Source organism: Kitasatospora sp. NPDC001540, from assembly GCF_042894345.1.
GTDB classification, from domain to species: Bacteria; Actinomycetota; Actinomycetes; order Streptomycetales; family Streptomycetaceae; genus Kitasatospora; species Kitasatospora phosalacinea_C.
Genome location: NZ_JBIAVO010000011.1, coordinates 174,503 through 197,881, shown reverse-complemented (window position 1 = coordinate 197,881; position 23,379 = coordinate 174,503). Strand labels below are relative to the sequence as shown.

General features: G+C 74.5%; 21 protein-coding genes and 1 pseudogene. 16 read left to right on the top strand and 6 right to left on the bottom strand.

Annotated elements, in window-relative coordinates; translation table 11 throughout:
* Together ACFY00_RS16480 and ACFY00_RS16475 are read right to left on the bottom strand one after the other, a co-directional pair.
* A pseudogene (locus ACFY00_RS16480) lies at positions 1 to 287 on the bottom strand (fasciclin domain-containing protein); the annotation flags it as partial.
* A gap of 59 nt (positions 288 to 346) precedes the next feature.
* Complete coding sequence (locus ACFY00_RS16475; RefSeq protein ID WP_388031916.1) at positions 347 to 1,936, bottom strand: molybdopterin-dependent oxidoreductase; 1,590 nt, start codon at positions 1,934 to 1,936, stop codon at positions 347 to 349.
* A gap of 194 nt (positions 1,937 to 2,130) precedes the next feature.
* Here ACFY00_RS16475 and ACFY00_RS16470 point away from each other — a divergent pair, with 194 nt between their 5' ends.
* The 6 genes from ACFY00_RS16470 (at position 2,131) to ACFY00_RS16445 (ending at position 7,405) form a co-directional block, all read left to right on the top strand.
* Positions 2,131 to 2,493 carry a MauE/DoxX family redox-associated membrane protein gene (locus tag ACFY00_RS16470; protein ID WP_388031915.1) on the top strand — a complete coding sequence of 121 codons (363 nt, stop codon included), beginning with the start codon at positions 2,131 to 2,133 and terminating at the stop codon, positions 2,491 to 2,493.
* A gap of 115 nt (positions 2,494 to 2,608) precedes the next feature.
* The gene (locus tag ACFY00_RS16465; protein WP_388031913.1) at positions 2,609 to 3,907 is read left to right on the top strand and encodes a class I SAM-dependent methyltransferase; all 1,299 of its coding nucleotides are present in this window, start codon (positions 2,609 to 2,611) and stop codon (positions 3,905 to 3,907) included.
* 108 nt (positions 3,908 to 4,015) lie between these two features.
* Positions 4,016 to 4,660 carry a serine aminopeptidase domain-containing protein gene (locus tag ACFY00_RS16460; RefSeq protein WP_388031910.1) on the top strand — a complete coding sequence of 215 codons (645 nt, stop codon included), beginning with the start codon at positions 4,016 to 4,018 and terminating at the stop codon, positions 4,658 to 4,660.
* Between the two features lie 179 nt (positions 4,661 to 4,839).
* A complete protein-coding gene (locus ACFY00_RS16455; protein WP_388031907.1) occupies positions 4,840 to 5,442 on the top strand; it encodes a sigma-70 family RNA polymerase sigma factor in 603 nt (200 codons plus the stop codon).
* A gap of 35 nt (positions 5,443 to 5,477) precedes the next feature.
* Complete coding sequence (locus ACFY00_RS16450; RefSeq protein ID WP_388031906.1) at positions 5,478 to 6,626, top strand: MerR family transcriptional regulator; 1,149 nt, start codon at positions 5,478 to 5,480, stop codon at positions 6,624 to 6,626.
* Positions 6,627 to 6,667: 41 nt separating this feature from the next.
* Positions 6,668 to 7,405: a YqjF family protein gene (locus tag ACFY00_RS16445; RefSeq protein ID WP_388031905.1), complete on the top strand. Its 738-nt coding sequence runs from the start codon at positions 6,668 to 6,670 to the stop codon at positions 7,403 to 7,405.
* Here the strand turns inward: ACFY00_RS16445 and ACFY00_RS16440 are convergent.
* On the bottom strand, positions 7,392 to 8,843 hold the full coding sequence (locus tag ACFY00_RS16440) for a pre-peptidase C-terminal domain-containing protein (protein WP_388031902.1): 1,452 nt from the start codon (positions 8,841 to 8,843) through the stop codon (positions 7,392 to 7,394). The genes ACFY00_RS16445 and ACFY00_RS16440 overlap by 14 nt on opposite strands.
* Before the next feature lie 231 nt (positions 8,844 to 9,074).
* Between ACFY00_RS16440 and ACFY00_RS16435 the strand changes: the two genes are divergently transcribed.
* Positions 9,075 to 9,362 (top strand): hypothetical protein, encoded by a 288-nt coding sequence (locus ACFY00_RS16435; protein WP_388031950.1) that lies wholly within the window; start codon positions 9,075 to 9,077, stop codon positions 9,360 to 9,362.
* A 138-nt stretch (positions 9,363 to 9,500) separates the two neighbouring features.
* On the opposite strand, the gene ACFY00_RS16430 is transcribed toward ACFY00_RS16435, so the two are convergent.
* Positions 9,501 to 10,475: an ABC transporter substrate-binding protein gene (locus ACFY00_RS16430; RefSeq protein ID WP_388031900.1), complete on the bottom strand. Its 975-nt coding sequence runs from the start codon at positions 10,473 to 10,475 to the stop codon at positions 9,501 to 9,503.
* Positions 10,476 to 10,728: 253 nt separating this feature from the next.
* Here ACFY00_RS16430 and ACFY00_RS16425 point away from each other — a divergent pair, with 253 nt between their 5' ends.
* The 9 genes from ACFY00_RS16425 to ACFY00_RS16385 all read left to right on the top strand — a co-directional run bounded on the left by ACFY00_RS16425 (position 10,729) and on the right by ACFY00_RS16385 (position 20,412).
* Positions 10,729 to 12,150, top strand: coding sequence for an aspartate ammonia-lyase (locus ACFY00_RS16425; RefSeq protein ID WP_388031897.1), 1,422 nt, complete (start codon positions 10,729 to 10,731; stop codon positions 12,148 to 12,150).
* Between the two features lie 128 nt (positions 12,151 to 12,278).
* The gene (locus tag ACFY00_RS16420; protein WP_388031895.1) at positions 12,279 to 12,827 is read left to right on the top strand and encodes a DUF4383 domain-containing protein; all 549 of its coding nucleotides are present in this window, start codon (positions 12,279 to 12,281) and stop codon (positions 12,825 to 12,827) included.
* A 103-nt stretch (positions 12,828 to 12,930) separates the two neighbouring features.
* Positions 12,931 to 13,689, top strand: coding sequence for an SDR family NAD(P)-dependent oxidoreductase (locus tag ACFY00_RS16415; RefSeq protein ID WP_388031893.1), 759 nt, complete (start codon positions 12,931 to 12,933; stop codon positions 13,687 to 13,689).
* Positions 13,690 to 13,873: 184 nt separating this feature from the next.
* Positions 13,874 to 14,830 (top strand): ABC transporter substrate-binding protein, encoded by a 957-nt coding sequence (locus ACFY00_RS16410; protein WP_388031890.1) that lies wholly within the window; start codon positions 13,874 to 13,876, stop codon positions 14,828 to 14,830.
* 1 nt (position 14,831) lies between these two features.
* Positions 14,832 to 15,782 (top strand): amino acid ABC transporter permease, encoded by a 951-nt coding sequence (locus ACFY00_RS16405; protein ID WP_388031889.1) that lies wholly within the window; start codon positions 14,832 to 14,834, stop codon positions 15,780 to 15,782.
* A 16-nt stretch (positions 15,783 to 15,798) separates the two neighbouring features.
* Positions 15,799 to 16,551, top strand: a complete 753-nt coding sequence (locus ACFY00_RS16400) for an amino acid ABC transporter ATP-binding protein (protein WP_388031947.1) — start codon at positions 15,799 to 15,801, stop codon at positions 16,549 to 16,551.
* On the top strand, positions 16,548 to 17,759 hold the full coding sequence (locus ACFY00_RS16395) for a M20 family metallopeptidase (protein ID WP_388031887.1): 1,212 nt from the start codon (positions 16,548 to 16,550) through the stop codon (positions 17,757 to 17,759). The genes ACFY00_RS16400 and ACFY00_RS16395 overlap by 4 nt, the downstream gene beginning before the upstream one ends.
* Positions 17,760 to 18,086: 327 nt before the next feature.
* Positions 18,087 to 19,382, top strand: a complete 1,296-nt coding sequence (locus ACFY00_RS16390; RefSeq protein WP_388031885.1) for a cyanophycinase — start codon at positions 18,087 to 18,089, stop codon at positions 19,380 to 19,382.
* A 130-nt stretch (positions 19,383 to 19,512) separates the two neighbouring features.
* Complete coding sequence (locus tag ACFY00_RS16385) at positions 19,513 to 20,412, top strand: MurR/RpiR family transcriptional regulator (RefSeq protein WP_388031883.1); 900 nt, start codon at positions 19,513 to 19,515, stop codon at positions 20,410 to 20,412.
* 22 nt (positions 20,413 to 20,434) lie between these two features.
* Here the strand turns inward: ACFY00_RS16385 and ACFY00_RS16380 are convergent, their stop codons facing one another.
* Complete coding sequence (locus ACFY00_RS16380; RefSeq protein ID WP_388031880.1) at positions 20,435 to 21,478, bottom strand: hypothetical protein; 1,044 nt, start codon at positions 21,476 to 21,478, stop codon at positions 20,435 to 20,437.
* Between the two features lie 170 nt (positions 21,479 to 21,648).
* Positions 21,649 to 23,049, bottom strand: a complete 1,401-nt coding sequence (locus ACFY00_RS16375) for an alpha-amylase family protein (RefSeq protein ID WP_388031945.1) — start codon at positions 23,047 to 23,049, stop codon at positions 21,649 to 21,651.
* Positions 23,050 to 23,379: the final 330 nt, after the last annotated feature.

Sequence of the window (23,379 nt, the reverse complement as noted above, 5' to 3'; positions counted from 1 at the left end):
GACAGCAGCGGGTTGTTCGAGGCGGCGGTGGCGACCGGGTCCTTGGCCATGCCGGTGAACGACCCGGCGCCGTCCTTCGGCACGGCGGCGCAGGCCGCGCCGAACGGAGCGTCGGCCATCGCGGCGGAGGCGGTGGGGCTCGACTTGGCGGCGGAGCTGGGGGCCGTGGCCGAGGCCGAGGCGGACGAGGAGCTGGAGCCGCTGCTGCTGCTGCACGCGCCCAGGGATAGGGCGAGGGCCCCGGCGGCGAGCAGGGCGGACAGGGAGCGACGGGTGGTGACGGACATGGCGAAGTACTCCTCGGTTCGGGTGAAGTGGTGCTACTGCGTGGACGGTGGTCGGACGGTCAGGTGACGGTGACGACGGTGCTGTGCCAGCCCGTCGCCCCGGCGGGGAAGGGCGCGGCGCGGCTCTCGGGCTGCACGGCGCCGGTGGCGTCGGTGGCGCGCACCTCGATGCGGTGCGTGCCGGGGGTCGCGGCGGGCCAGCGGTACGACCACTGGCGCCACAGGTCGGGCCCGGCGTCAGCGGCCAACTCGGCCTGCTGCCAAGGGCCTTGGTCGACGCGGACCTCGACGACGGCGATCCCGCGGTGGGTGGCCCAGGCGGTGCCCGCGACGGCCACCTCCCCGGCCGGGACCTTCGCGAACGGCGCGGGCACCTCGATCCGGGAGGCGGTGCGGACGGTGCCGGTGCGGTCCCAGCCGCGGCGCACCCAGTACGGGTCGAAGGCGGCGAAGGTGGTGACCTCCAGGTCGACCAGCCACTTGGTGGCGGAGGTGTAGCCGTAGAAGCCGGGGACGACGGTGCGGCACGGGAAGCCGTGCGCGAGCGGCAGCGCCTCGCCGTTCATCGCGACGGCGAGCAGGGCGCGGCGCCCGTCCAGGACGGACTCCAGCGGGGTGCCGATGGTCATGCCGTCCTTGGAGCGGCCCACCAGCTGGTCGGCCCCGGCGCGGATACCGGCGCGGCGCAGCAGCGCGGGCAGCGCGGCGCCGAGCCAGCGGGTGGTGCCGACGTAGGGGCCGCCGACCTCGTTGGAGACGCAGGACAGGGTGTGGTCGAGTTCTTCGAGCGGCTCGCGCAGCAGCTCGTCGAAGGTGAGCAGTCGGGGCCGGTCGACCAGGCCGTGGATGCGCAGCGTCCACTCGCGCGGGTCGATCCGGGGGAGCGTCAGCGCGGTGTCGACCCGGTAGAAGTCGGCGTTCGGGGTGGTGAACGGCGACAGGCCGGGGACGTTCGGGTGCGCGGCGGCGGGCAGCGGGGGCAGCGGCGCGGCGGGGGAGGGGAGGCGGACGGCGTCGCGGGCGGCGGTGACGTCGAAGCGCCGGTCCGTCAGGACGCGTCCGCCGATCCCGGCCAGCGCGCCCGCGGCGAAGGTCCCGGCGGTGGCGGCCAGCACCGTCCGCCGACTCGTCACGGCTGTGCCGCCCGGCTCCGGTTCCTGCTGCGGGTGCGGTGTGCGCCAGCGCCGGGCCAGCAGCAGGACGGTCGCGGCGCCGACCAGCCCGGCGACGATCGACGGGGCGCAGTCCACGACCGCCGCGCCGGGACGGGACAGCGCGGCCCAGGCACCGAGTGCGCCGAACGCCCCGAACACCACCGCCCCGGCGAACGGGCGACGCACCGCCAGCAGCCCGGCCAGCGCGGCGAACAGAGCAGTCGTCAGGTGGATGCCGCCCAGCAGCACCGCCTTGTCGTGGGTGCCGAAGGTGCGCACCGCGTACTCCTTGAGCGGCGTCGGCGTCAGGTCGATCGCCGCCGACCCGACCGCGACCACCGGCGCGCTGCCCGCTCCCGTCGCGTACGCGGCCAACTCGCCCGCGCCCAGCGCGGCCACCGCGGAGGCCAGGCCGATCGCGGCCGCACCGGCGGCGCGCAGCAGGCGGTGGCGGCGGCCGGGCGGTGCGGCGGGGGGAGTCGGTTCATCGGTCACATCTGCGGTTCGGCGCACCGGTGGGCCCGGATTGGTCGCACCTTCCGACTCCTCCGATCGGGTGACGCCGGCGGTGCGTCCCGGGGCGCCCCTCCTCCGTCGGCGCCGCCTGCGGGCCGAGGGTGTTCCGCTCCCGAGCCGCCGAAGCTACTGTTCGGTAGCACCTTCTCCGCCGACACGTTCCGGGAGCGCCGATGGCATCCGACCGTTCCGCCCGCCTGCTGGGCGGCCTGCTGCTGACCGCCGGGATCGCGCACTTCGCGGCCCCGAAGCCGTTCGACGCGATCGTCCCGCGCGCGCTGCCCGGCTCGCCCCGGACCTGGACCCGGGTCAGCGGCGTCGCGGAGCTGGCCGTCGGCGCCGCCGTCCTCCACCCGCGCAGCCGCCGCACCGGGGCACTGGCCGCCGCGGGCCTGTTCGCGGCGGTCTTCCCCGCCAACGTGAAGATGGCGTACGACTGGCGCCACCGCCCGGCCCCGCAGCGCGCGGCCGCCCTGGCCCGGCTGCCCCTCCAGGCGCCGCTGATCGCCTGGGCGCTGCGGGTCTCCCGGAACTGACCTGCCGGAGCGGCCGGTGTCCCGCCGGACCAAGCCGCGCCGGGCGTCGCTCCGAACCAAGGGGAGCAGACAACCACGGGGCCGCGCCGCGGCCCCGTCCGGCGGAGGGGAACCCATGACCGCACCCACGACCCGCACCACACCGGCCCCCGGACGGGGGACGAGCGCCGCCGACGTGCTCGAACCGGTCCTGCACGAGCTGTTCGCGGGGCCACCGCCGTTCGCCCTGCGGCTGTGGGACGGTTCGGCCACCGGCCCGGCGGACGGCCCGACGGTGCTGGTGCGCCACCGCCGGGCGCTGCGGCGGCTGCTGTGGCAGCCGGGCGAACTCGGCCTGGCCGACGCCTGGATCAGCGGGGAGCTCGACGTCGAGGGCGACCTCGCCGAGGCCCTCTCCGCCGTCCGGCGCAGCCTCGCCGGACGGACCGTCGGGCGCCCGGCGCCGCGCAGTTGGCCCGCCCTGGCCGCGGCGGCCGCCCGGCTCGGCGTCGTCGGGCCGCCGCCGCCCCGGCCCGGCGGCCGGGCCAGGGTCCGCGGGCCCCTGCACAGCCGGGGCCGCGACCGGGCGGTGATCAGCCACCACTACGACCTGTCGAACGAGTTCTACGCCCTGCTGCTCGGACCGGCCATGGCCTACTCCTGCGCCTACTACACCCGTGACGACCAGCCCCTGCAGGCCGCCCAGGAAGCCAAGTTCGACCTGATCTGCCGCAAGCTCGACCTGCGCCCCGGCGCGCGCCTGCTCGACGTCGGCTGCGGCTGGGGCGCGCTCGCCCGGCACGCCGCCCTCCACCACGGGGCCCGCGTCACCGCCGTCACCCTCTCCGCCCGCCAGCACGCCCACGCCCGCGCCCTGGTGGCCGAGGCGGGCGTCGCCGACCTGGTCGACGTCCGGCTGTGCGACTACCGGGAGATCACCCCGGACGCCTACGACGCCGTCAGCTGCGTGGAGATGGGCGAACACGTCGGCCGGGACCAGTACCCCGGCTTCGCGGCCCGCCTGCACGCCCTGCTGCGCCCCGGCGGGCGGCTGCTGGTCCAGCAGATGTCGCGCGGGGCCGCCGCGCCCGGCGGCGGCGCGTTCATCGAGGCGTACATCACCCCCGACATGCACATGCGCCCGCTCGGGCAGACCGTCGACCTGATCGAGGCGGCGGGCCTGGAAGTCCTGCACACCGAGGCGATGCGCCCGCACTACGCCCGCACCATCGACGCCTGGCGGGCCACCCTCACCGAACACCGGGACCGCTTCACCGCGCTGGTCGGACGGCCGACGGTGCGGCTGTGGGAGCTCTACCTGGCCGGGAGCTCGCTGGCCTTCGCCGAGGGGCGGATGGGCGTCGACCAGATCCTCGCCCGCCGCCCCGGCGGCGCGGACGGGACCGTCCGGCCCGCCCGGTGGTGGGGGAACTGACGGGACGTCGGCCCGTCCACGCCCCGGCCGTTCCGGCGCAGGCCGCCGCCCGCCGGGGAGCAGCACCGGCCGCCGACCGGCGCGCGGCCGACCACGGAGGAGACCCCCATGCCCGCCCGCACCGATCGACTCCCGTCCGGCACCAGGTCCGTCCTGCTCGTCCTGCACGGGGGCAGGGCCCGGAGCCTGGCACCCCAATCCCGCCTGGGCCTGGCCAGGTTGCGCATGCGGGCCTTCGGCGCGGCCGTCCGGCGGCGGGTGGCCGATCCGTCGCTGGCGGAGGTCGAGGTGAAGTACCGCTACCGCGGATGGAACGGCGCGCACGCGCACCCCGTCGCCGACGCGGACCGGACCCTGCGGGAACTCGCGGCGCACGCGCCCGGCGTCGGGGTCGTGCTGCTCGGGCACTCCATGGGCGGACGGGCGGCACTCGCCGTCGCCGGCCACCCGCAGGTCCTCGGAGCGGTCCTGCTGGCGCCCTGGTGCGAGCCGGGCGACCCGGTGGAGCACCTGCGCGGCAGGCGCCTCGTCCTCCTGCACGACCCGTCCGACCGCGTCACCGGCGCGGGCGCCTCCCGGGCCCTCGCGGCCCGGGCCCGGCGCGCCGGGGCCGACGTGCGGTTCGTCGCGATGCCCCGCGGCGGACACGCCATGATCGGCGGCGCCCGGACCTGGCAGTCGCTCGCGGCCCGCTCCGTCACGGCGATCACCACGGGAGGACCGCTCCCTGACCTTCCCCCGGACGCGTCGTGACACGCGGCCGGAGGAGGGGCGGCCCCGTCCGCTCCGGACACTGCGCCGCCGGCCGAGGCCGTCCGCGGGAGCGCCGCGCCCTGACCGCGAAGGGCGGGAGGGCCCCGCCCCGGTGCGGGGAAAACGATGCAGCAACACTGCAAGTGGCAGGGCGCAGCGCTTGGCGGCACGTTCGGTACATGAGATCCACCTCCCTCACCGCCCCCGCGCCGTCCCTGCCCGGTGACGTCCGCCCGCTGCGCGCCGAACGGCTGCGCGGCCTGGTGGACCGGACGGCCCGGGGGGACCGCGAGGCGTACACCGGCCTGTACGAGGAGCTCGCACCGAGCGTCTACGGCATCGCGCTGCGCGTGCTGAGGGACTCCGCGCAGGCCGAGGAGGTCGCGCAGGAGGCGCTGCTGGAGGTGTGGCGCTCGGCGCCGTCCTACCGGCCCGGGCGGGGCTCCGTCACCACCTGGGCGTGCACGATCGCCCACCGGCGCGCCGTGGACCGGGTCCGCTCGGTCCGGGCGTCCTGCGAGCGCGAGCAGCGCGTCGTCCGGGAGGAGACGACGCGGCCGGAGCAGGTCGCCGAGGAGGTCGAGCGGAGCATGGAGGCGGCCCGGATCCGGCGCGCCCTGTCCGCCCTGAGCGCGGGCCAGCGCGAGGCACTGGTCCTGGCCTACTACTGCGGCTACTCGCAGCGCCGGATCGCCGACGTCCTCGACCTGCCGCTGGGCACGGTCAAGTCCCGGACGAGGGACGGCCTGCTGCGCCTGCGCGACGCCCTGCGCGACGGATGACCGCGACCCGCCCCGAGCCCGGAGGACGACCCGCCATGAGGAACGGAAGCGACCAGGAGGCGCTCCGCGCCGGACCGCCCGCCCCCGACCCGGCGGCCGTACCCGACCCGGACCCCGCCCCCGACCCGGGCGTCGGCGTGCCCACCGGGGCGGTCGCCCGCCGACTGGGCGTGTCGCCCACCACGATCCGCTCCTGGGAGCGCCGCTACGGCATCGGCCCCTCCCACCGCGGCCCGGGCCGGCACCGCAGGTGGTACCCCGAGGACGTCTCCCTGCTGGACGAGATGTGCCGACTGACCGCCCGCGGCATCCCGCCCGCCGAGGCGGCCCGGGCGGCGCGCTCCGCCGTGCCGGGCGCGCACCCGACGCCCGGGGACGCCCCGCCCCCGGCCCAGGACGCCGACGGCACCGGGCCGCTCGCGCACCGCCCGGGCGGCAGCCGCGCGATGCCGCTCGGCACCGTCCGCCCCGAGTGCCGGGGCCTCGCCCGCGCGGCCGTCAGGCTCGACGGGCCCGAGGTGGCCGGGATCCTGCGCGGCGCGGTGGACGGACTCGGACCCGTCCGGGCCTGGACCGAGGTGATCATGCCCGCCCTGCGCGCGGCGGGCCGCAAGTGGGCCGCCGACGGCGAGCAGTACGTCGAGGTCGAGCACCTGCTCTCCTGGCACGTCTCCGCCGCGCTGCGCACCGCGGCCGTCGCGCCGGTGCGGTTCCGGGAGGCCCCGCCGGTGCTGCTCGCCGCCATGCCGGGCGAGCAGCACACCCTCCCGCTGGAGGCCGTGGCGGCCGGGATGGCGGTGCACGGCCTGCCCTACCGGATGCTGGGCGCCGCGGTGCCCCCGCGGGCGCTGCTCGACGCGGTCACCCGGCTCGGCCCCTCGGCGGTGCTGCTGTGGGCCCAGAGCCGCACCACCGCCGATCCGCACCTCGCGCGCGAGGTGGGCCGGGCCTCGTGGGGCGCCGCCGGTTCGCGGGTCGACGCCCTGGTCGTCACGGCCGGACCGGGGTGGAACCGCCACGGGCACCCGGCCGGACTCGCCTGCCCGCGCACGCTCGAAACCGCCCTCGACCTGCTCCGCCGGGCCGTCGACGACCGGGCGGCCGAGGACCGGGCCCCGTCCGGCGGCACCCGCCCCGGTCCGGCCGACCGCAGCCCGGGCGACGGGCCCGGCCGGAGGCGGTGACGGGCGGGAGCCGCCGACCCGTCCGGCCGGAAGGAGACCCCGTGCTGCCCGAACCGGTGACCGCCCGCGCCCCGCGGGCGGTGCGGCCGACGCTGCTGTCCCAGGAGTGGAGCGACGTGCTCTTCCTGCACTGGCCCGTCCACCCCGCCGCGGTCGCGCCGCTGCTGCCGCCCGGCACCTTCCCGGACGTCCGCAACGGCACCACCTGGGTGGGACTGGTGGCGTTCTCCATGCGGCGGCTGGGGCCCGGCCGCACGCCCCTCCCGTACGTCGGGACGTTCCCCGAGGTCAACGTCCGGCTCTACTCCGTCGACGGGCGCGGCCGCCGCGGGGTGGTGTTCCGCTCGCTCGACTGCCCCCGGCTGTCCGCCGTGCTGGTGGCGCGCGCGGCGCTCGGGCTGCCCTACCGCTGGTCGCGGACCCGCTGGACGGCGGACGGCGAGGCGTTGCACCTCGCCACCCGGGTGCGTCGGGTCGGGGGCCGCGGCGCCCGGTGCGTGCTGCGCGCCCGGGTCGGACCGCGCCTGGAGCGGCCGGGCCCGCTCGCCGACTTCCTCACCGCCCGCTGGGGGCTGCACACCCGCACCGTCGGCCGCACGGTCTACCTGCCGGTCGAGCACCCGCCGTGGCCGCTGCACCAGGCGGAGGTCGAGCACCTCGACGAGACCCTGCTGCGGGCAGCGGGCGTCGAGGTGCTCGGGCCCCCGGCGAGCGTCCTGTTCTCGCCGGGGGTGCCGGTCCGGTTCGGACCGGGCAGCGCGGGGGTCAGCTCTTGGTGATGCCGCAGGAGTAGGTCGCGCTGCCCGATCCGCTGTAGGCCTCCAGGTCCGCGTAGTAGGTGCCGCTGCTGGTCGCCGTCCAGCTCAGCGACTCGCCCGCCCCCTTGCCGTTGTTGACCGAGCGGGTCAGGGTGCTGCCGTTCGCGTTCATGAAGTACAGGTCCGCGTCGTAGGCGGAGGGGATCGTGCAGGTGACGGTGGCGGTCTGACCCGAGGTCAGGGACAGCTTGTAGTAGTCGCGGTCCGAGGTGGACTTCATGCTGCCGGTGACGGTCACCGGGTAGCCGAGGCCGGTGAGGTCGTTCGCGGCGCCGGTGCTGTCGTTCGGCTCGGTCTCGGCGTACGAGGTGCCCGTGCCGGTGCCGCCGCCGCCGCTGCAGTCGGTGACCGGGGTGCCGCTGTAGAGGTTGGCGTCGGGGGTGCCGTTGGTCACGCTGCGGGTGTAGTAGCCGCAGGTGGGGCGGTTCTTGAAGTCGAAGGTCTGTCCGGCGGTCAGGTGCCAGATCTTGAAGTTCGAGTAGGTGAGGGGGCGCCCGGAGACGGCCTGCTCGGGCTGGTGGTCGCCGAGCACGACGTAGGCGTCCGAGCCGGAGAGGGTGGCCAGCCCGTTCTTGTCGAGGAACAGCGAGCCGCCGCCCTGCTCGACGCCCACGCCCCAGGCCTTGCCGGAGCCGGTGAGGCCGTCCTTGACCGCGCGGGCGACGAAGGCCATGGTGCGGCCCATCCGGTCCCGGGTGACGAAGTGCGAGTCGTTGACGGTGTCGGCGTAGTTCGGCCAGTTGAACATGCCGGTGGTGAAGGTGACGCTGCTGTCGTAGGGGTTGGCCAGGGCGGTGGCGGAGTCGGTGCTCGAGGTGCACGCGTCGTAGACGACGGCGCTGTTGATGTGGTGGCCGGCGCTGCCGCCGCCCGAGCCGCCGCCCTTCGCGATGACGGACTGCACGGAGGCCTGCAGCGAGGTCCCCTTCCAGGAGGCGTAGACGCACTGGTTGCCGCCCGCGAAGTACACGAACTCGGCGTTGCGCACGTCGGTGTTGACCTGGGAGCTGTTGCCGTCGGCCGCGGAGGTGACCACGTCGGTGGTGCAGGAGTTGACGCCGGACAGCCCCATGAACACGTCGCACTCGGGGGTCTGGCTGGTGCCGGTGGAGGCGGAGTCGGCGAGCACCGTGACGTCGATGCTGCCGCTCCCGCCGGTGATGGCGGAGATCGCCTTGGCCGCGGTGGCGGGCACCACGGCGCCGTCGCCGTTGAAGGTGAAGGCGGGGCCGCTCCAGGAGGTGCGGCTGGCGTCGGAGGAACTGCCGAGGCGGATGCGGGTCACCGAGGCGTGCGCGGACTGCGGGGCCGCCACCGCCCCGGCCCCGGCGGCGGTCAGGGCGAGCGCGAGCAGCGCGGCGGATCTGGTGGAGCGGAGGCGGGACAGGGCTGGGCGCATGGGAGCACTCCTGGGTGTGGGGGAGGGTGAGGCACCACCGTGGGGAGGGGTGCGTATCGGAAGTTACATCTGCTTAGATCTGATCAGTAGATGTAATTCCCGTTCCTGGGGCAAAGCTTCTCTCAAGGACCGGCGGCCCGAGCCGTGCGCAATCGATGCGACTTCCGGTCGGCGAGCGACCGTGTGCACGGTGGTCGGCGGGGGCCTACGGAACGAGGAGTGATCGCCATGATGATCGTTCGCAAGCTGCACGAAGCCGGTGTCACCAGCGAGCACGCCTACGCGGCCGCGCTCGGCTCGGTGGGGCTCTCCCTGTTGAGCTGGGCGGTGTCCATGAAGGCCGAGCGGGCGGGCATCGAACGGGCCGACCGGTGGGGCATCTTCGTCGGCGAGTGGGCACCGACCTTCTTCGGCCTCGGCCTGGCCCTCGCGCGCTACGAGGGCGGGGCGGGCGGCGAGGCGGGTGACCACCGCAGCGCGTGGTTCGACCGCCGGGCGGCGGCCGCCGAGGCGGGCTGAGCGCCGCCGCTGCCGGGCCCCGGCGGCGGACGGCGGAAGGCGGAGAACCCGACACCCGGGTCCGGTGCGCGGTGCACCGGGCCCGGGTTCCCCGCCGCGCGGGGGCGGGGCCGGGCGGGGGTGCCGGCCGACGGGTCGTCAGTCGAGGGCGCCGTTGATGGTGGCCTGCGGGATGGCGATGCTGGGCACGTGGTAGGCGTCGAGGATCTTGCCGTACGAGCCGTCGTCCATCAGGGACTGGAGCGCGGCCCGGACGGCCTCCTTCAGCCCGGGGACGGACTTGGAGACGCCGATGCCGATCGGCGAGGCGCTGGTCGGTCCGACGGCCGCCTTGCCGAGGACGGTGTCGAACGTGCTGCCCCCGTCCGCGGTGTCCGCCACGTAGGCGGCCGTCACCTCGTCGAGGAAGTCGGCGGACACCTTCCCCGAGCGCAGCGCGAGCTGCGCCTCGGAGTCCTTCGGGAAGGCGAGGACGGTGATCGGCGGCTTGCCCTCCTGCTTGCAGAGCTCCTGGCGCTGGTCGAGGATCTTCTGGTGGTTGGTGCCGGCCTGCACCGAGACGCTCTTGCCGCACACGTCGGTGACCACCTTGATGCCGTCGGGGTTGCCCTCCTTGACCAGCCAGCCCGGCCCGGCGTTGACGTAGTCGACGAAGTCGACGGCCTCCTCGCGCGCCTTCTTGTCCGTCATGGCGGACATGACGGCGTCGAACTTGCCGGCCTGCACCGCGGGGAGGAGGCCGTCGAACTTCTGGCCGGTGAACTCGAACCGGACGCCCAGCCGGGCGCCGATCGCCTGGCCCAGGTCGTGGTCGATGCCGGTGATCTCCTGGCTGCCCTCGGAGACGTACATCTCGAACGGCGGGTAGGGGACGTCGGTGGCGACGCGGACCTTGCCCGCCTTCCGGACCGCCTCGGGCAGCTTGTCGGTGAGCTTCGGGTCGGACGCGATCGTGACGCCCTTGACGACGGTGGTGGCCGGCGAGGCGGACGCGCCGCTGCGGGCCGGGTCGGCGGCGGACGATCCGCAGGCGGTCAGGGCGAGGCCGCAGGCGGTCGCCAGGGCCGTGGAGGTGAGCAGTCTGATCGTGCCTGCGGTGCGGGAGGAGGTCATGGGGGAGCCCTTCGATCGTGCGCCTCGGAGGAGTGTGTGCGGTGCGAACAGAAGTTACATCTGACTCGTGTTTGGCGAACATGTATCGGGAGTTACATTCGCGCAACGGTGTCGAGGGCTGGGGCGCTGGGGCCGTCCGGCCAGGACGGCCGACGGGGCGCGCGCCATTGATTCGTTACGAAAGCTCTGCTAGTTACTCATTCTGAAACGTACAGTACGAGCTGTGCGGTCTCCGCGACAGATCCGGGACACCGTGAACCCTCACCCCACGCCCACCGAGCCCGGCGGCCCCCGCCGCGTCGAGCACGACCTCCTCGGCGAGCGCGAGCTGCCCGCCGGGGCCTACATCGGCATCCACACCCTCCGGGCCACCGAGAACTTCCCGCTGACCGGGACGCCCGTCTCCGTCCACCCCGAACTCGTCACCGCCCTCGCCGCGGTGAAGCAGGCCGCGGCGCTCGCCCACCGGGAGCTCGGCGCCTTGGACGACCGCCGCTGCGAGGCCGTCGTCGCCGCCTGCCGGGAGATCCGCGCCGGACTCTGGCACGAGCACTTCGTGGTCGACGTCCTCCAGGGCGGCGCCGGCACCTCCACCAACATGAACGCCAACGAGGTCATCGCGAACCGGGCCCTGGAGATCCTGGGGAGCGGGCCCGGCGACTACGCGCTGCTCAGCCCCAACGACCACGTCAACCTCGGCCAGAGCACCAACGACGCCTACCCCACCGCGGTGAAGCTCGCGCTCCACGAAGCCGCCCACGCCCTCGCGCCGGCCATGGACCGCCTCGCCGACGCGCTCGCCGAGCGCGGGGCCGCCTTCGCGGACGTGGTCAAACTGGGCCGCACCCAACTGCAGGACGCCGTGCCCATGACGCTCGGCCAGGAGTTCGGGGCCTTCGCGCTCGGCGTCCGCGACGACACCGCCGTCCTGCTCCGCTCCACCCGCGCCCTGTGCGAGATCACCATGGGCGGAACCGCCATCGGCACCGGCCTCAACGCCCACCCCGGCTTCGCGCGGGCCTGCGCCGACCACCTCGCCGAGATCACCGGGGTGCCCGTGCACCCGGCCCGCGACCTCGTCGAGGCCACCCAGAGCACCGGGGCGTTCATCGAACTCTCGCACGCCCTCAAACGCTTCGCGCTCCGCCTGGTCAAGGTCTGCAACGACCTGCGCCTGCTGTCCTCCGGCCCCCGGGCCGGGCTCGCCGAGATCAGGCTGCCCGAACTGCAGGCGGGCTCCAGCATCATGCCCGGCAAGGTCAACCCCGTCGTCCCCGAGGCCGTCACCCAGGTCTGCTTCGACGTCGTCGCCGCCGACACCGCGGTCTCGCTGGCCGCGCAGGCGGGCCAGTTGCAACTCAACGCCTTCGAGCCGCTGATCGCCCACCGCCTGCTGACCGCCCAGCGCCGCCTCGCCGCCGCCTGCACGCTGCTCGCCACCGCGTGCGTCCGAGGGATCCGCGCCGACGCCGAGCGGGCGTACGGCCACGCCAGCGGGTCCGCCGCCCTCGCCACCGCGCTCAACCCGGTCATCGGCTACGAGCTGTCCACTGCACTCGCGCGGCGCGCGGTGGCGCAGCGGCGGCCGGTGCGCGAGGTCGCGGGGGAGGCGGGGGTGCTGCCGCCCGAGGTCCTCGACGAACTGCTCGACCCCCGCCGCCTGGCCGGCGGGTAGCGCGCGGCCCCCTCCGGCGGGCCCGGGCACGCCGAACGCTGCACGGACGATGCGACTTCCGCCGGGCGGGGCCTCCGGCGAGAGTGGATCACGGGGAACCACCCCCGAGGCACGAATGGAGCGCTGTCATGGACTTCCGCGACGAGCTTCCCGTCGACCACCGACTCGCCAACGTCTACCGGATCGGCGCCGGACTGTGCGGCGTGGTGCTGCTGGTCTTCGGCTGCCTGGGCCTGGCGGACGGCCTGGCGTTCTTCAGCACCAGCGGCGAGCGGGTCGCCGGGCTGACGAGCAACGGCCTGCTCAGCCTGGTCTCCATCGCCACCGCGGCGGTGCTGATCGCCGGAGCGGTGATCGGCGGCAACACCGCCTCCACGATCAACATCGTGGTGGGCACCCTCTTCGTCCTGAGCGGGTTCGTCAACCTCGCCCTGCTGGACTCGGGGGCCAACGTCCTGGCCTTCCGGATCCCCAACGTCCTGTTCAGTTTCGTCATGGGCCTGGTCATCGCCACGTTCGGCATGTACGGCCGGGTCAGTTCCAAGCTGCCGCTCGACAACCCGTACTGGCGGCACCGCCACCCCGAGGGGGCCCGGCCCGAGGCGGCCCGGCCCGTGGCGGCGCGGTTGCTCGGTGCCCCGGAGGCGCGTCCGGGCATCACCGGCCCGACCCGGTAGCCGGACGCACGGCCCCGAGCGGGCGCAGGGCGGCTCCCGCGAACCCCGACGGCCGGGGCCCGCGGGAGCCGGAAGGGTTCGACGGACGAGAGGGAGGTGCCTCGTGGACGTGCACGGTGCCCGGCTGCTCGTGGTGGGCGCGACGGGGGAGTTCGGCACGCTAGTGGCCGGGCTCGCGGCCGACCGCGGGGCGCGCGTGGTCCCCGCCGGGCGTGAGGCCGGGCGGCTCGCGGCGGTGGCCCGGAGCGTCGGCTCCCCGTTCGCGCCGACCTTCGACGCGTACGACCTCGACCGCTGCTCGGTGCTCGCCGCCCGGGCCGCCGAGCACCTGGGCGGACTCGACGCCGTCCTGGTCAGCATGGGCGCCGTGGCGTTCGGGCGGGCCGAGGAGGCGTCGGCCGAGATCGAGGAGCACCTGATGGCGGTCAACGCGCTGGCCCCGATCGCCGTCCTGCGCGGGGCCCTCCGCACCATCGGCCGGGGCGGCGCCGTCGGGGCCGTCACCGGGATCGTCGTCGAGCGCCCGACGGCCTCGGCGGGCGCCTACCGCGCGTCGAAGGCGGCGCTCAGCGGGTGGCTGGAGACCGCGCGGCTGGAACAGCGGGCCAGGGCGGTCGGTGTCCTGGAGGCCCGGCCTCCCCACCTGGCGAACGGTTTCGCGGGGCGGGCCGTCGCCGGGGTTTCGCCGCACCTGCCCGCCGGGAGCGACCCCGGCCCGTGGGCCGCTGCCGTCCTCGACGCGCTGTTCGCGGGAGCGGACCTCGTCCGCCCGGCCCCGGGGGACGGGTGCACCCCCCGCATCGAGGGCGCCTCTCCCCTGCGGTCGAAGCGGAACGTACAGAACCGTGACGGTCGCGGGTAGATGTAACGACCTTTCAGGAGGGACCCTCAGGCATCTGAGGGCCCATCAGTGCTTTTTCCGAGGCTCGTCGAGCGTTACAGATTTGTATCCTTCATTACATATGGCCATCAAGATGGTTTACCTGTAACGTCCTGGCGTGCGGCGCGGCCCCTCGGCGCCGCTCAGGTCCTCGAAAGGTTGCTCCGTGAACTCCTCCGCCCCCCGCAGACCGGCCCGGCCGGCCGCGGCCGCCCTCGTCCTGTGCGGCTCCCTCGCCCTGACCGCCTGCGGGAGCAGCGGGACCAGCGGTCCCGCGGCGACCGGCCCGGTCACGGTCGCCGGTGTCAGCATCAGCTCCGACCCCGCCCTCCACGACGCGCTGCCCGAGGCGGTCCGGAAGGCGGGCAAGGTCCGCGTCGCCACCGACGTCCCCTACCCGCCGTTCGAGATGTACGTCTCCGAGGGCAGCAAGGAGATGACCGGCCTCGACCACGACCTCGGACAGGCCGTCGGCGCCAAGCTCGGCGTCCGGTTCGAGTTCCAGGCGCAGAAGTTCGACGGCATCGTCCCCGCCCTGCAGGCCGGCAAGTACGACGCCGCGATCAGCGCCATCACCGACAACAAGGAGCGCGAGCAGGTCGTCGACTTCGTCGACTACTCGGTCTCCGGCAGCGGCGTCCTGGTCGCCAAGGGCAACCCGCAGAAGATCACCACCCTCGACGACCTGTGCGGCCACCCCGTCGCCGTGCAGAGCGCCACCAACCAGCAGAAGCTCCTGGACCAGCACCAGGACAAGTGCCGCGAACTCGGCCGGGGCGCCATCGACGTCCAGACCTTCCCCAAGGACTCCGACGCCCAACTCGCCCTGCGCTCCGGCAAGGTGGTCGCCGACGTGCTCACCAAGCCCGCCGCCGGATGGACCGCCAAGAGCGCCGACGACGGCGCCGCGTTCGAGGTCGTCGACGACCCGGCCGCGCTCGGCGGCTACCACGCCTCCCCGAACGGCATCGCCGTCGCCAAGAACCTGCCGCAGCTGACCGACGCGGTGCAGAGGGCCGCGCAGGCCCTGATCGACGACGGCTCGCTCGCCAAGATCTACGACAAGTACGGCGTCGCCTCGATCGCCGTCAAGCAGGCCACCAAGAACGGCGCGGTGGACTGACATGCCCGTCACCGAACGCCCCGCCGAGGCGGCCCCCGCCCGGCCGGACGACCTGGTGGCCGTCCCGGTCCGGCACTGGGGGCAGTGGACCGCCGCCGTCGTCGCCGTGCTCGGCCTGGTCGGCCTGGTCGGCTCGCTCGCCAAGAACCCGAACCTGAAGTGGGACGTCGTCGGCCACTACCTGTTCGCCGACCTGATCTTCGACGGCCTGTTCACCACCCTGTGGCTGACCGTCGCCGCGATGGCGGTCGGCCTGGGCCTGGGCACCCTGGTCGCCGTCATGCGGCTGTCGACCAACCCCGTCCTGTACGGGCTCTCCACCGGCTTCGTCTGGCTGTTCCGCGGCACCCCGCTGCTGGTCCAGATCCTCTTCTGGGGCTACGCCGCCGCGCTCTACAAGCACCTGATGATCGGCATCCCGTTCACCACGGTCACCTTCGTCGAGTTCGACACCAACAACCTGCTGCCCGCCTCCGTCGCGGCGCTGCTCGCACTGGGCCTGAACGAGGCCGCCTACGCCTCCGAGATCGTCCGGGCGGGCATCCAGTCCGTCGACCCGGGCCAGACCGAGGCCGCCCACTCGCTGGGCATGAAGCCCGCCCTGACGATGCGCCGGATCGTGCTACCGCAGGCGATGCGGGTCATCATCCCGCCGATGGGCAACGAGACCATCAACATGCTCAAGACCACCGCGTACGTCTCGGTGATCGCCGCGCACGACCTGATGTCCAACATCCAGGACGTCTACAACCAGAACTACCAGATCATCCCGCTGCTGGTGGTCGCCGCCCTCTGGTACCTGGCGCTGGTCACCGTGCTGTCCGTGCCGCAGTCCTGGCTGGAGCGCCGCTACGGCCGCGGCACCGCCCGCGCCGGGCAGGTCTCCCCGCTGCGGCGGATGCTCACCGGCCTCCCCGGCCTGCTCCCCACCACCCGCGAACGGAAGGGCTGAACCGATGGCCCGCCCCATGGTGCACGCCGAGGGCGTGCGCAAGCACTTCGGCCGGCTGGAGGTCCTCAAGGGGATCGACCTGACCGTCGAGCGCGGACAGGTCTGCTGCCTGCTCGGCCCCTCCGGCTCCGGCAAGTCGACCTTCCTGCGCTGCATCAACCACCTGGAGAAGGTGGACGGCGGACGCCTCACCGTCGACGGCGACCTGGTCGGCTACCGGCAGTCGGGCAACCGGCTGCACGAGCTGCGCGAGGCCGAGGTCGCCGAGCGCCGCCGCGAGATCGGCATGGTCTTCCAGCGCTTCAACCTCTTCCCGCACATGACCGCCCTGGAGAACGTCACCGAGGCGCCGGTCCGGGTCGTCGGGGTCAACCGCACCGACGCCCGGCAGGAGGCCCTGCGCCTGCTGGAGCGGGTCGGCCTCGGCGACCGCGCCGACCACTACCCCGCCCAGCTCTCCGGCGGCCAGCAGCAGCGGGTGGCCATCGCCCGCGCGCTGGCGATGAAGCCCAAGCTGATGCTCTTCGACGAGCCGACCTCCGCCCTCGACCCCGAACTCGTCGGCGACGTCCTGGACGTGATGCGCGACCTGGCCGCCGACGGCATGACGATGGTCGTGGTCACCCACGAGATCGGCTTCGCCCGCGAGGTCGGCGACACGGCCGTCTTCATGGACGAGGGCGTGGTCGTCGAAGCCGGCGACCCGCGCAGGGTCCTGGTCGACCCGGAGCAGGAGCGCACCAAGGCGTTCCTCTCCAAGGTCCTGTGAGCGCCCCCGCCGAACCGGCGAACCGCGCGGCCGCCACCGAACTGGCGGCCGCCGCCGAGCAGGCCCTGCCCCGCTACCTCGCCGACCTGGCCGAACTCGTCGCCATCGACTCCGGCTCCTACGACGCCGACGGCGTGAACCGGGTCGCCGACTGGTTCGAGCACCGGCTGCGCTCGATCGGGTTCACCACCGAGCGCACCACCCCCGGGCGGGTGGACGGACACCGCTTCGGGGACGTGCTCGTCGCCAGGCTCACCGGGTCCGTGCCGGAGGAGGACGGCGGAGCGCGGATCGTCCTCGTCGGCCACATGGACACCGTCTTCGAGGAGGGCACCGCCGCGGCCCGCCCCTTCCACGTCCTGGACGGCCGGGCCCACGGACCCGGCGTCAGCGACGACAAGGGCGGCCTGCTGGCCGGGGTCACCGCGGCCGAACTCCTGGTCCGCCACGGCCGGACGGCCTTCGCCGAGCTCGTCGTCCTCGCCACCCCCGACGAGGAGGTCGGCTCCCCGGCCAGCCGGCCGGTCACCGAGCGCACCGCCCGGGGGGCGCACTACGCGCTCGGCCTGGAGTGCGCCCGGGAGAACGGCGACCTGGTCATCGAGCGCAAGGGCGTCGCCGACCTGCTGGTCACCGTCACCGGGCGGGCCGCCCACGCCGGGATCGAGCCCGAGCGCGGCGCCAACGCCGCCCTCGCCGCCGCCCACCTGGTGGTCGCCCTGCAGGCCCTCAACGGCACCTGGCCCGGCGTCACCCTGAACGTCGGCGTCGTCCGCGCGGGCACCCGCACCAACATCGTGTGCCCCCAGGCCGAGCTGTACGCCGAGGTCCGCGCCACCACCACCGCCGGCCTGGACACCGCGATCGCCGAGATCCGCGCGGTCGCCGCCCGGACCGTCGTCGAGGGCACCGCGGCCCGGGTCGACCAGCTGGACCTGTGCCCGCCCATGGAGCACACCCCGCAGGCGGCGGCCGTGCTCGCCGCGGCCCTGCGCACCGGCGCCGACCTCGGCCTGCGGATCCGCGGCGCCTCCACCGGCGGGGTGGGCGACGCCAACCTCACCTCGGGCCTGGGCATCCCCACCCTCGACGGCCTCGGCCCGGTCGGCGGGGCCGACCACACCCCCGAGGAGTGGCTCGACACCGCCGGCGCACCGGGCCGGATCGCCCTGCTGGCGATGCTCGTCGAGCGTCTCGGACGGCGCTGACACCCCCACCGGTGCCCCACGACCGGCCCGCGCGGCCCGGCTCACCCCGCCCGCGCGGGCCGCACCACCGCCGGGGGGGGGCCCCCCCCCCCCCCCCCCCCGCCCCCCCCCGGGCGCGCCCCCCCCCCCCCCCCCCGTGGCCGGGGTTGACGCCCCCCGGCGCCCCCCCCGGGGCGGCCGCCCCCCCCCCCCGGGGGCCCCCCCCCCCGCCCGGCGGCCCCCGCCCCCCCCCCCCGGGGGGGCCCCCCCCCCCGCGGGGCGCGCCCCCCCCCCGCCCCCCCCCCGCCACCGCACGGTTCCAGCATCCAACGACCACGGAGTTCCCGGATGAACCGACACCTGCGCACCCGCTGCGGGCGCACCGCCCTCGCCCTCGCGGCCGCACTGACCCTCCTCGCCGCCACCGCCCAGACCGCCGCCGCCCGCCCGGCCGCGGCCGGGGGCACCCTGATCCTCGTCGGCGGCGGCCTGAAGGACGGCAACGCCGAGATCTACGGCGAGATCGTCCAGAAGGCCGGCGGCGCCGGGAAGGCCCGCATCGGCGTGCTGACCGCCGCCTCCGTCCCCGAGAGCCAGGACCCCGACGCCGCCGACCCCGACACCTGCTCCAACTCCCGCTGCAACGGCCTCTACTACGCGGCCCTCCTCGAGCACTACGGCGCGGCCGACGCCCAGTGGGTGCCGATCGACGTCGAACACGTCGACGCCGCCGACTCGGACGCCGTGGTCGCCCAGGTCGAGTCCATGACCGGCTTCTTCTTCGGCGGCGGCGACCAGTACCGCTACGTCACCAGCCTCCTGCACGGCGACGCCCACACCGACTCCAAGGTCATGGCGGCCATCCGCCGCAAGCTCGCCGCCGGAGCCGTCGTCGCGGGCTCCAGCGCCGGGGCGCAGATCGCCTCCGGACCCGACATGGTCACCGGCGGCGACAGCTACCAGGCCCTGCGCGACGGCAGCGCCCCCGGCTACTTCGAGGACCCGACCCGGCTCGGCTACCTCCCGCAGGGCGGCTTCGGCCTCTTCGACGCGGGCCTGCTCGACACCCACACCGGCACCTACGGCCGCGAGGGCCGCGCGATCCGGCTGGCCGCCGACACCGGCCACGACCGGGTGTTCGCCCTCGACGAGAACACCGCGATCGAGGTCGAGCACGCCGGCACCCGCGGCGAGAGCCTGCGGGTCCTCGGCACCCACGGCGTCTCGGTCCTCGACCTGCGCTCCGCCCGGACCGGCACCACCGGCGGCCACTGGACGATCGACGGGGTCCGCTACAGCTACCTCACCGACGGCGACCGCTACGACCCGCGCACCTGGCACGCGCAGGCCGGGGCGGGCAAGCGCCCCCTCACCGCCACCGCCGACACCCCCGTGCCGCCCAACCACGACGCGTTCTACTCCGCGGCCGACCCGGACGGCCGGCCCTACTCCTTCTCCGGCACCGCCCGCGCCCTGACCGCGACCACCGCCCAGCGCACCGCGACCGCCGACACCTTCGAGTCCGCCCCCGCGTTCACGGCCCTCCTCCGCAAGCGCGGCGACACCCGGGCGTGGACCGCCGACGGCACCACCGCGGCCTCCTTCACCGACCTGGAGGTCGGCGTCCACCCGGCCGCCGACTGATTCCGGCCCCGCTCCGGGGCACCCGAACGTTCCGTGATCTCCGCAGCCCGGCACTTCGCTAGGCTGCGGAGGCACGTGCCGCGCCGCACCACCGACGACCGCCCGCAGCCCGGGAAGGGGAGCCCCGCCCATGCCCACCGTCACGCTCGCCGAGGACATCCGCCAACGGCTCGGCGACTGCAGCCCCGCCGAGCGCAAGGTGGGCAGGATCCTGCTCGCCGGGTGGCCGGCCGCCGGGTTCGAGACCATCGCCACCCTCGCCGAGCGCGCCGACGTCAGCGCCCCCACCGTCATCCGGTTCGTCAACCGCCTCGGCTACCGGGGCTTCCCGGACTTCCAGGCGGCCCTGCGCGCCGAACTCGACGAACGCCACGCCTCGCCCGTGACGCTCTACAGCAGCGGCAACTACGGCAGCGGCAACTACGGCAAGGCCGCCGCCGACCCCGCGGCCGTCGGGGCCAAGGCCGAGAACCTGCTCGCCCACGGCCGCGAGGTGTTCACCGCGGCGGTCGACCGCACCCTCGCCGAGGTCACCCCGCACGACCTCGACCGGGCCGTCCAGCTCCTCGCCGACCCCAAGCGGCGCATCACCCTCGTCGGCGGTCGCTTCACCAACCTCTTCGCCCAGTACCTCGGGCTCCACCTGATGCAGGTGCGCGACGACGTCCGTTTCCTCCCCGACCGGTCCGTGGAGCGCACCGCGCTGCTCTCCTCGCTCGCCCGCCGCGACGTCCTGGTCGTCTTCGACTACCGCCGCTACGAGGAGGACAAGGTCACCGTCGCCGAACTCGTCCGCGAGGCCGGGGGGCGCGTCGTCCTGTTCACCGACACCTGGCTCTCGCCCGTGAGCACCCACGCCGAGGTCGTCTTCTCCAGCCAGGTCGGCGCCCCCTCGCCGTACGACAGCCTGGTGCCGACGCTGGCCGTGGTCGAGAGCCTCGTCGCCGGGCTGATCGCGGAACTCGGCGACCGGGCCCACCAGCACATGCGCCACAACGAGGAGACCGCCACCCGGGCGGGCCTCACCTGAGGCCCGCCCCGGTGACGGGGCGTCAGCAGACGGGCGTCCCGGCGTAGAGGCCGGGGTCGGGCACGCCGTTGACCACGCTGCGGGTGTAGTAGCCGCAGGTGGGGCGGTTCTTGAAGTCGAAGGTCTGTCCGGTGGTCAGGTGCCAGATCTTGAAGTTCGAGTAGGTGAGGGGGCGCCCGGAGACGGCCTGCTCGGGCTGGTGGTCGCCGAGCACGACGTACGCGTCCTGCCCGGACAGCGTGGCGAGGCCGTTCCTGTCGAGGAACAGCGAGCCGCCCTCCTCGACCCCGACGCCCCAGGCCTTGCCGGAGCCGGTGAGGCCGTCCTTGACCGCGCGGGCGACGAAGGCCATGGTGCGGCCCATCCGGTCCCGGGTGACGAAGTGCGAGTCGTTGACGGTGTCGGCGTAGTTCGGCCAGCTGAACAGGCCGGTGGTGAAGGTGACGCTCCGGTCGTAGGGGTCGGCCAGGGCGGTGGCGGAGTCGGTGCTCGAGGTGCACGCGTCGTAGACGACGGAGCTGTTGACGTGGTGCCCGGCGCTGCCGCCGCCGACGCCGCCGCCCTTCGCGACCACCGACTGCACGGAGGCCTGGAGCGGGGTGCCCTTCCAGTGGACGTAGTTGCACTGGTTCCCGCCGGCGAAGTAGACGAACTCCGCGTTGCGCACGTCGGTGTTGACCTGGCTGTTCGACGCGTCCTGGGTCGAGGTCAGGACGTCGGTGGTGCAGGAGTTGACGCCGGGCAGGCCGATGATCACGTCGCACTCCGGCGTGGGGCTGCCGGAGGCGGCGGACGCCGCGAGCACCGTGACGTCGATGCTGCCGCTGCCGCCCCGGATCGCGTTCACGGCCTTGGTCATGGTGTCCGGCACGACGGCGCCCGACCCGTTCATGGTGTACGCGGGACCGCTCCAGGCGGACCGGGCCACGTCGCCCGCGCTGCCCTGGCGGTAGCGGGTGACCTTGGCCTCGGCGACCGCGGGCAGCGACAGGACCGCGGTGGCCGCCAGGGCGGTGGCGACCACCGAACGGCCGGCGCGGCGTCGGGTGGTGGTTCGGATGGGCACGGGGCCTCCAACTCGGCTGTGGGGGAATGCCTGAGGGACCCTGCAGGGGTGGAACAGAAGATACAGAAAACTCTATAACTCCAACAGATGTACTGTCTGCTTCAGTCGTGGCCCGGCCGCGCCCGGGCGCCGCCCCCGTGGCGAGCGGCGCTCCGGGCCCGCGGGCGCGGTCAGCCGCCCGCGCCCGCGTACAGCGCGACGGCGTCGCCCGCGCCGACCGTGGCGGTGAAGGTGCCGTCGGCGGCGACGGTGTACTTGGGCCCGCTGCAGCCGCCGCCCGCGCTCGGGTCGCCGTGCTGGACGTCGCAGTAGCTCCCGGCGGGCAGCGAGGTCTGGAAGGTCCGGGTGAGCGCGGTGGTCTCGTGGTTGATCGCCACGTAGCCCTTGGAGCCGCGGCCGAAGGCGATCGCGTTGTTGCCGTTGGACCACCAGTTGGTGACCGCGGTGCCGTTCACGGCGTTGCGGAAGCCGACCATGTTGGCGATCTGCCGCCAGGCGTGCTGGCACTTCCAGCCGTCCTGGTAGCAGGCGTTGACGGTGCCCCCGTTCGGCGGCCCGGCGTCGATGTCGCTGAACTCGTAGCCCGAGTAGACGTTCGGCGAGCCGTACGGCCAGGCCAGCAGGTACACGTTGGCCAGGGTGTAGGTGTTGCCGTACTTGTAGTTGAGGGTGGAGCCGTTGCGTTCGGTGTCCCAGTTGTCGGTGAAGGTGCGGGAGTTGGCGCTCGGCAGGTAGCCCGCGCCCCAGGAGTCGTTCCAGTTGCCGAGGTAGGCCAGCTTCTCGCTGCCGAAGATCCGCTTGAGGTCGTAGGCGCCCATGAAGGCGTCGACGTCGCCGGTGCCGGTGTACTCGGAGGGCTGGACGGCCTCGCCCGCGCCGTAGATGACCTCCTGGGCCCAGTAGACGCCGGGGTTGGTCAGCTTGGCCTTGATGGCGGAGAGGTCGGCGGCGGCGATGTGCTTGGCGGCGTCGATCCGGAAGCCGTCGACGCCCTTGGCGATCAGGCCGTTGAGGTAGGCGGCGATGGTGGAGCGGACGTAGTCGCTGCCGGTGTCCAGGTCGGCCAGGCCGGAGAGTTCGCAGTTCTGCACGTTGGAGCGGTCCGCGTAGTTGGAGATGTTCGTCCGGCAGGAGTGGAAGTCCTGGGTCTGGTAGTAGCCGGGGTAGTCGTACTTGCTGTAGACCGTCCCGCCGGTGCCCGTGCCGCTGCCCGCGCTCATGTGGTTGACCACGGCGTCGACGACCACCTTCACGCCCGCGGCGTGGCAGGTGCTGACCATGGCGCCGAAGGCGGTCGCGCTGCCCAGCCGTCCGGCGATCTTGTAGCTGACCGGCTGGTAGGACGTCCACCACTGGCTGCCCTGGATGTGCTCCTGCGGGGGCGACACCTCGACGTAGCCGTAGCCCTTGGGGCCCAGCACGTTGGTGCACTCCTTCGCCACGGAGGCGTAGGACCACTCGAACAGGGTGGCCGTCACGGTCTTGCCGCCCGGGGTCGCGGCGACGGCTTCGGTGGGGGCGGCGGCCAGGCCGGTCGCCGCGGTGACGACGGCCAGCGCGGCGGCGGTCAGCGCGGCCCGGCGCCGGTGGCGGGGCGTGGGGGAGGGGTGGTCCACGGTGTTCCTCCGGGTGGGGGTGGGAGGCTGGGCGTGCCGGAACGTTTCGACTTGCGGAGAGTTGCTGCAAACTGTCTGCAACTTGCCGGAAACATTTGCGGCAGCGCAGAACGTACGGCCCGCCGACGGGGCCGTCAAGGGTTCCCGTCGGCCCCCGCCCCACAGGACGGGACACCTGGGAGGCGGCGTCGGCCCACCGGCCGGTGCGGCGGGCCCCGGCGAGAGCGCCGGTGCGGGCGAGCACCCCGCCGACCGGCTGCGGGCCGGGTCGGCGTCCGTCACGCG

What these genes read in the sequence shown, in the direction of transcription:
- ACFY00_RS16470 (WP_388031915.1), top strand. Translation starts at nt 2,131, where the DNA reads ATGGCATCCGACCGTTCCGCCCGCCTGCTGGGCGGCCTGCTGCTGACC.
- ACFY00_RS16465 (WP_388031913.1), top strand. Translation starts at nt 2,609, where the DNA reads ATGACCGCACCCACGACCCGCACCACACCGGCCCCCGGACGGGGGACG.
- ACFY00_RS16460 (WP_388031910.1), top strand. Translation starts at nt 4,016, where the DNA reads ATGCCCGCCCGCACCGATCGACTCCCGTCCGGCACCAGGTCCGTCCTG.
- ACFY00_RS16455 (WP_388031907.1), top strand. Translation starts at nt 4,840, where the DNA reads ATGAGATCCACCTCCCTCACCGCCCCCGCGCCGTCCCTGCCCGGTGAC.
- ACFY00_RS16450 (WP_388031906.1), top strand. Translation starts at nt 5,478, where the DNA reads ATGAGGAACGGAAGCGACCAGGAGGCGCTCCGCGCCGGACCGCCCGCC.
- ACFY00_RS16440 (WP_388031902.1), bottom strand. Translation starts at nt 8,843, where the DNA reads ATGCGCCCAGCCCTGTCCCGCCTCCGCTCCACCAGATCCGCCGCGCTG.
- ACFY00_RS16435 (WP_388031950.1), top strand. Translation starts at nt 9,075, where the DNA reads ATGATCGTTCGCAAGCTGCACGAAGCCGGTGTCACCAGCGAGCACGCC.
- ACFY00_RS16430 (WP_388031900.1), bottom strand. Translation starts at nt 10,475, where the DNA reads ATGACCTCCTCCCGCACCGCAGGCACGATCAGACTGCTCACCTCCACG.
- ACFY00_RS16420 (WP_388031895.1), top strand. Translation starts at nt 12,279, where the DNA reads ATGGACTTCCGCGACGAGCTTCCCGTCGACCACCGACTCGCCAACGTC.
- ACFY00_RS16405 (WP_388031889.1), top strand. Translation starts at nt 14,832, where the DNA reads ATGCCCGTCACCGAACGCCCCGCCGAGGCGGCCCCCGCCCGGCCGGAC.
- ACFY00_RS16400 (WP_388031947.1), top strand. Translation starts at nt 15,799, where the DNA reads ATGGTGCACGCCGAGGGCGTGCGCAAGCACTTCGGCCGGCTGGAGGTC.
- ACFY00_RS16390 (WP_388031885.1), top strand. Translation starts at nt 18,087, where the DNA reads ATGAACCGACACCTGCGCACCCGCTGCGGGCGCACCGCCCTCGCCCTC.
- ACFY00_RS16385 (WP_388031883.1), top strand. Translation starts at nt 19,513, where the DNA reads ATGCCCACCGTCACGCTCGCCGAGGACATCCGCCAACGGCTCGGCGAC.